Genomic DNA, 6,786 nt, shown 5'->3' with positions numbered 1-6,786 from the left:
CACCCACCCCGACCACCCCAGCCACCACACCGACCACACCTACCGCGTGACGGACCACGGACCGAGGAGACCACGGCCATGAGCGAGCCCCAGAGCGAGACCATCGACTTCGGAATCGACCTCGGCACCACCAACAGCGCCATCGCGGTGGCGAAGGACGACGGCATCCACGTCGTCAAGGGCACCGAGGGGTGGGACTACACGCCCTCCGCCGTGTGGCTGCCCAAGGCGGGCGCGGTCCATGTGGGCCTGGCCGCCCGGAATCAGGTGGGGCACGATCCGGACAACGCCTACTCGGAGTTCAAGCAGGAGATGGGGGTGGCGTCCGCCCTCCGCCACTTCCAGCGCGCCGGTGTCTCCCTCACCCCCGAGCAGCTGTCCGCCGAGGTGCTCATGGCGCTGCGCCGGCATGTCGCGGACCAGGACGGGAACGAGTTCCAGCCGGAGGCCGCGGTGATCACCGTCCCCGCCTCCTTCACCCTGAACCAGAACAACGCCACCAGCCGGGCCGCAGCCCTCGCCGGCCTCGGCGACCAGTGCCCGCTGGTCCAGGAGCCGACGGCCGCGGCGATCGCCTACGGCGTGCAGGACGCCTCGGAGTCCGCCCACTGGATGGTGTTCGACCTCGGCGGCGGCACCTTCGACGCGGCCGTGATGAGCAAGCGCGACGGCGAACTCCAGCTGATCCAGCACGCCGGTGACCCCTATCTCGGCGGCAAGCTCATCGACTGGGCGCTCGTCGAGGACCTGCTGGTCCCCGAGGTCCGCCGCGGCCTCGGGCTGGCCGACTTCCACCGCGGCAACCCGCTCTGGCGCAGGAACTTCGGCAAGCTCAAGGCGGAGGCGGAGAACGCCAAGATCGCCCTGTCCCGCGCCGCGAGCATCGAGATCGCGGTCGACCTGCACAACGGCGACGGCGGCACCGAACCCTTCGAGTACACCCTGACCCGGGGCGCCCTGGAGGACCTGGCGCTGCCCTTCTACACCCGTGCCGTGCGGCTCTGCCGCGACGCCCTGGCGGAGAGTTCGGTGCGGCCCGACGACATCGACCGGCTGCTCCTGGTCGGCGGCGCGACCCTCAGCCCGGGGCTGCGCGCGCTGCTCGCCGACCCGGTCGACGGGCTCGGCATCCGCCTCGACCACAGTCAGGACCCCACGACCGTGGTCGCGCGCGGCGCCGCCGTGGTCGCCCGCACGATCCGGATGCCGAGGAAGCCGGCGAAGGCGGCACCGGGCGCGTTCGCGGTCGAACTCACCTATCCGGCCCAGTCCGTCGACCGGACCGGAATCCCCGTCTCCGGCCGGGTGACCAGCGGCAGCAAGGTGGCGGACTGGACGCGCTACGCCGTCACCGTGACCGACCCCGACAGCCGGCCGCCGTTCCGCGGGCCGCGCACGGAACTCAGCCCCGAGGGCGTCTTCTACACCGAGGTGCCCATCGTCTCGGACACCCGGTCCCGGTTCGTCGTGGAACTGGTGGACACCTCCGGCACCCGGCAACGGCTGACCGGGGACGCCTTCTCCATCTCCTACGCCGCGGTCGTCCCCGGCGACACCGTTCTCACCGGCACCCTCGGCATCGGCAAGGCCGACGGCACCTTCGACCCGCTGCTCCGCAAGGGCACCGCCCTGCCGGCCCAGAAGACCAGGCCGTACCGGACGACGATCCCGCTGCACCACGACGAGCCGGACGCCGTCATCCGCATCCCGCTGCTGGAGGGCGAGCGCAGGCGCGCCGACCTCAACACCCGGGTCGGGCTGATCGAGATCCGGCCGCGCGACCTGCGTATCGACCTGCCCGCGCAGAGCGAGGTCGAGGTGACGTTCGAGATCCGGGCGAGCAACCGGGAGGTCATCGCCACCGCCTACATCCCCCTGGTGAACCGGCAGTTCGAGGCGACGATCAACCGTTCCGAGCTGGTGGCGCCCGGCCACCGCGAACTCCTGGACCGGCTGGGCGAGTTGGAGGAACGCGTGGACGATCTGCGGGACCGGGCGGACGAGGAGTACTCCGAGGCGGCGCAGGCCCGGCTGGCGGACTTCGAGGAGCAGAACACCCTCGTCCAGTTGCGCCGGGACGTGGACGCGGCGGCCGTCGACACGGGCGCGGCCGTCGCCGGCGACCGCCGTATCCGCGATCTGGAGGCCCAGCTCGACGACGTCGAGGAGGCGATCGAGATCCCCGGACTGCAACGCACGCTGTGGGAACTGCTGAGCAGTTGCGAGGACACCCTCGGGCAGGTCGGCGGCGGCCCCTCGGACCGGCAGCAGCTGCGGAACCTGCGCGACCGCGCCAGTGCGCTCGGCGAGGACGCGACCCCGGCGGACCTGCGCCGGCTCACCAAGCGCGCCGGACAGTTCCAGGTGGAGCTGCTCAGCCGCACCGACCAGTGGGAGTACGTCCTCTTCGAGGCACTGGCCTCGATGCGCGACCGGATGACCTCCCACGGCCGGGCCGACGCGGCGATCCTGCGGGGCCGCAGGGCCATCGCCGCGGGCAACCGCGAGGCCGTCGCCACCGTCAACAGCGAGCTGCGCCGGCTGCTGCCGCCGGAGGCCGCGGACGCGGTCGAGCGGATGACCGGCGGCCTCGACTGACCTGCGGGAAAGGGGAGTTCACCATGACCACCACGTCCGCCATCTCCACCACGTCCACCACATCGCGGGCCAACGCCCACCACCCGCTCCGCCTCACGCTGCTCGTCTCCCGGGCCCGCGCGGCGGCCCGCTCCGGCGACACGGACGGCGCGCTACGGCTGCTGCGCGCTCCCGGCGCCGACGGACACCAGGACGTGGCCGACGCGCATCAGGATGTACACGGCGTACCCGATGTACCCGATGTACGGGACGCACCCGACGTACTCGACCTGCTCGCCCGGGTCCACGCGCAGCGGGGCGAGTTGGCCGAGGCGGCCGAGTGCTGGCGGCGTGTCCAGGAACAGCACCCGCGGGATCCGGCGGCGGTGGCCGGTCTCGCCCGGATCGAACGGCTCGGCCGCCGGGGTCCGTGGCCGGCCCTCGCCCGGCACCGGGCCGGGACGGCGGTGGTGGCCGCGGTCTGCGCCGTGGCCGCCGTGACGGTCACGGCGGTCGCCCTCACCGACGGCACCGGCACACGGCAGGAGCGGCCGTCCCTCGCGGCCGAGCAGCGGGCCCAACAGGCCCAGGAACAGGAGCTGTTGCGAGCGCACGACCAGAGGCAGCGGCAGAAGCAGGCGGAGGAGCGGGCCCGCGAGAAGGCCCGCCGGGCCGCGGCCGTCCAGGCCCTGGCCCTCGCTCTCCAGGCGCCGGGCCTGCGCCCGACAGCCCGCGGCGACTCCGTGGAAGTCACCTTCACCGAGGGCCTCTTCGCCGAGGGCACCCGGATGACCCGGACCGGAGCCCGCCAACTCGCCGCGCTGGGCGCGCACTTGGGCGGCCTGGACGCACGGATCGAGATCCTCGGTCAGACCGCCACCGTCTCCGGCGCTCCCCGCAGCGGAGGTTCCGTCCTCTCCCTGTGGCGGGCCCTCGTCGCCGCCCGCGAACTCGGCGCGGCCAGTGGCAGACCCCTCGCCTCCTTCACCACCGCGAGCGCGGACCAGCGGAACGCGCCGTACCCGGACGCGGCGCGGAACAGGACGGTCACCGTACTGATCACCCCGGCTGATCACCCCGGCTGACCGGCCCCGGCCGGGTGTCAGGCCGCGTCGATCAGCGCCAGGTCCATCGGGACGAGCGTGGTCGACGCCAACAGGGCTCGAATCAGATGGTCGTTGAGGGCGTTGCCGACCGGCTCGCCGAGTTCCTCGCGGGTCAGCCAGGGCACGCCGTCGCGGGAGAGGCGGGTGCGCACGCCGTTGACCAGGTGCTCGACGCGTTTGTCGGTCCAGCCGGCGCCGGGCTGCACCTCGCCGAGTTCGGCGGCGGTCTGCCGCCAGGTGAGCGGCTGCGGCCGGGGTTCGTGCAGCAGATAGCGCCGGCCGAGGACGACGAGGGCGAGCTTCTCCTGCTCGGTGAGCGCCCAGAGCCGGGGCGGGCGGGTGACGTCCCCGTGCCGGGGCGGCGGCCGCAGGCCCTCGGGGCCGGTGACGAAGACCTCCAGCAGGTGTTCGCGGCCACGGGAACCGCCGGCGAACAGTGGGGTGTAGCCGGTGTCGAGCGGCAGCGGATCCTCGTCCCGGAACAGCAGCCGGCCGCCGGCGCTCCGGAGCGGCAGCCGCCCGACGTTGCTCACCCACCAGTGCCCGTCCCGGTGGGTCAACGTGCCCTGGTGGCGGCTGACTTGGGGGTCGTCCTCACCGACGCAGACATGCACCTCGGGCCGGTTGCGGCCGAACAGGACCTCGCGGCCGTGCCCAGGGCCCAGCGTCATCCCGCCGGTCAGCGCGAGCGCGAAGAGCGTGCCGGGCAGCGGCGCGGACGCGCCCCGGGCGAGGCTGCCGTGGGAGGCGGGCAGGCGTCGGCCACCGGCCAGGGGATCTGCTGCTCCAGGTGGGGTGTCTGGGGTTCCCGGTGGTGTCATGTCACCGGTCCGCCTGTTCCTTCGCGATGCTCTTCACGACGACGGCCGCGAACTCCGCCGCGCTGTCGCACAGTTGCTTGCTCGACTCCGGTGCGTAGACGATCAACTGGAGGATCTCGACGGTGCGTGCGCCGACGGAGTCCGTGTAGACGCGGTGTGGGGTCCGTACGGTGCAGCTGTCGTCCTCTTCGTCGTTCGCTCTGTAGTAGCTCTTGGTGCCGGCGACGTTCACCGGCGTTCCGTCGTCGCTGTCCAGCGAGTTGTCCCGGGTGAACCGGATCTCCACCTCGCGGTCGCCGTCGCCGTCGCTGGACCAGTCGCAGTTCCAGGAGCCGAACCCGCTGTCCTCGTTGTCGAATTGGACGCCGGGCAGCCGCTTGAGTTCGTCGGCGTCGAGCAGCGAGCAGGCATTGAGGTTGGCCAGGGACCACTTGGGCCATGCCACCGTGCGCCGGGGTACCGGACCGTGGGCCAGCACGCTGACCACGTGATCGGTGGCGGTGTCGGCCATCTGGCACGGGTCGGGCGCCGTCTTCGCGTCGAACTGCTGCCCGATGACGCGGATCTGCTTGCCGTCGGGGGTCAGGACGGCCCGTTCGCAGAACACCCCGTCCCGCTTGATCGCCACACGCGTGAGGTCGGTGTCGGGGACCAGCTGGGTGGATTCGATGTTGTCGAACTTGTCCCTGTCGGAGTCGAGGTTGACCTGCACGCCGGCGTTGTCGTTGCCGCCGTTGTTGAGCAGGATGACGTCGCACCGGTCGATGTCGCCGTAGTCCGGGTCCAGCACGGTGGTGCCGAAGCGGCTCAGCGAGGCGGCGTCGATCAACCCGCAGGGGTCGGCCGTACGTTCGTCGCCGATGGTTCCGGCCCGCGCCGATGCCGTGGCCGAGGGCTTCGCGTCGGAGCCAACGGTGTCCTTGCCGTCCGCGCCCGTGGAGCTCCAGGGGCCGAAGAGGACGAGCCCGGCCGTGAGCGCACCGGTCGTGACCACCGCCACGGCCGTGATCGCCAGCGCGCGACGGCGGCGCACCGGCAGCGTGACGGCGTCCTTGGCGGCGCGTACGGCGTCTCCCAACCGGAGGGTCCGGGACGTGAGTTCGATCGTGCTGCGGTCGAGCCGGTCCTGGACGTGCGCGGGCGGTGGGGTGGCCTGCCGCAGCAGTTCGAGCGCCCGCGTGGCCTCGGGTCTGTTCCGGGGCTCCACCTCCAGCAACGCGGCCAGCGGCTCGGCCAGTTGCCCGGCCCGGCGCGCGGTCTCGAGGTCGCCCTGGACGGCCCGGGCCAGATACGTCATCAGGTGCTCGGCCTCGCCGTACGGCGACTGTCCCTCGACCGCCGCGAACAGCGAGGCGCCCAGGGAGAACACGTCCGCCTTCTGGCCGACCGGCTGCCCCTTGGCCACCTCGGGGGCCAGATACCGGGGTTTGCCGCGCACACTGCCCGTCGCACTCTGCGTGACGTCGTTCCACAGGGCCCGGGAGATCCCGAAATCGGTGAGCCGGGCGACGCCTTCGTCGGTGACGAGGATGTTCTCCGGTGTCACATCGCCGTGCACCACACCCGCGCCGTGCGACTTCACCAGCGCGTCCGCGATCTGGCAGCCGATCGACCCGGCCTCCTCGGGCGCCAACGGGCCGCGCTCGGCCATGAGTTGGGCGAGGCTGCGGGAGGGGACGTACTCCATGACGATCCAGCAGGTGGTGCCCTCGTCGACGTAGTCGAAGACGCCGACGATGTTCGGGTGGTGCAGCCGCCCCGCGTTGCGCGCCTCGCCCATGAGCCGGCGCGTGGCCCGGTCGTCGTCCAGGCGTGCGCACTTGACAGCGACCCAGCGCTGGAGCCGCTCGTCCCACGCCCGCCAGACGACGCCCATGCCGCCGGTGCCGATGGGCTCGTGCAGGAGATACCGGCCGTCGATCCTGTCCCCGGCCGCTGGTGTCACCGGCACCGTCCCACCCCTCGATCACGGTCCTGACGGGTAACGGAGTGTACAGATCCGGCACTTGACGGTGATCGGATTCACCGGACTTCGAGGGGACCCACCCAGAACCGCCACACCGTTCGCCGATAGCGTCACTCTCCTCTTCGAGAATTGCATTTCCATTTGTTGACAGTGCCATGTCCAAACGCGCTACGCTCCCGGCGACTCGCAGGGCCCGAGCTGGTCGGCGACGCTGCACCGCTGGTCGGGGCGGATCGCGTTCCTGGTGGCGGTGCCGGTCGCGGTGCACTGCCTCTACGCGTTCGGCTACCAGACGTACTCGACACGCGTGATGTGG

General features: G+C 72.0%; 4 protein-coding genes and 1 pseudogene. 3 read left to right on the top strand and 2 right to left on the bottom strand.

Annotated elements, in window-relative coordinates:
• Positions 1–78 precede the first annotated feature (78 nt).
• Positions 79–2,598, top strand: coding sequence for an Hsp70 family protein (locus ACNFOC_RS48570; RefSeq protein ID WP_416965403.1), 2,520 nt, complete (start codon positions 79–81; stop codon positions 2,596–2,598).
• A gap of 23 nt (positions 2,599–2,621) precedes the next feature.
• A complete protein-coding gene (locus tag ACNFOC_RS48565; protein WP_416965402.1) occupies positions 2,622–3,662 on the top strand; it encodes a tetratricopeptide repeat protein in 1,041 nt (346 codons plus the stop codon).
• A gap of 17 nt (positions 3,663–3,679) precedes the next feature.
• Here the strand turns inward: ACNFOC_RS48565 and ACNFOC_RS48560 are convergent, their stop codons facing one another.
• Positions 3,680–4,504 (bottom strand): FHA domain-containing protein, encoded by an 825-nt coding sequence (locus ACNFOC_RS48560; protein WP_416965401.1) that lies wholly within the window; start codon positions 4,502–4,504, stop codon positions 3,680–3,682.
• Position 4,505: 1 nt separating this feature from the next.
• Positions 4,506–6,455: a serine/threonine-protein kinase gene (locus tag ACNFOC_RS48555; RefSeq protein ID WP_416965400.1), complete on the bottom strand. Its 1,950-nt coding sequence runs from the start codon at positions 6,453–6,455 to the stop codon at positions 4,506–4,508.
• 193 nt (positions 6,456–6,648) lie between these two features.
• Between ACNFOC_RS48555 and ACNFOC_RS48550 the strand changes: the two are divergent.
• Positions 6,649–6,786: pseudogene (locus ACNFOC_RS48550) on the top strand (DUF6529 family protein); the annotation flags it as partial.

It is taken from the genome of Streptomyces colwelliae (genome assembly GCF_048158785.1).
Classification (GTDB): Bacteria; Actinomycetota; Actinomycetes; order Streptomycetales; family Streptomycetaceae; genus Streptomyces.
The sequence above is the reverse complement of the archived record's forward strand: the minus strand, read 5'-3'. Positions and strand labels throughout refer to the sequence as shown.

Bases quoted from the DNA above. Each gene is read 5' to 3' on its own strand.
- ACNFOC_RS48570 (WP_416965403.1), top strand. From the start codon at position 79: ATGAGCGAGCCCCAGAGCGAGACCATCGACTTCGGAATCGACCTCGGC.
- ACNFOC_RS48565 (WP_416965402.1), top strand. From the start codon at position 2,622: ATGACCACCACGTCCGCCATCTCCACCACGTCCACCACATCGCGGGCC.
- ACNFOC_RS48560 (WP_416965401.1), bottom strand. From the start codon at position 4,504: ATGACACCACCGGGAACCCCAGACACCCCACCTGGAGCAGCAGATCCC.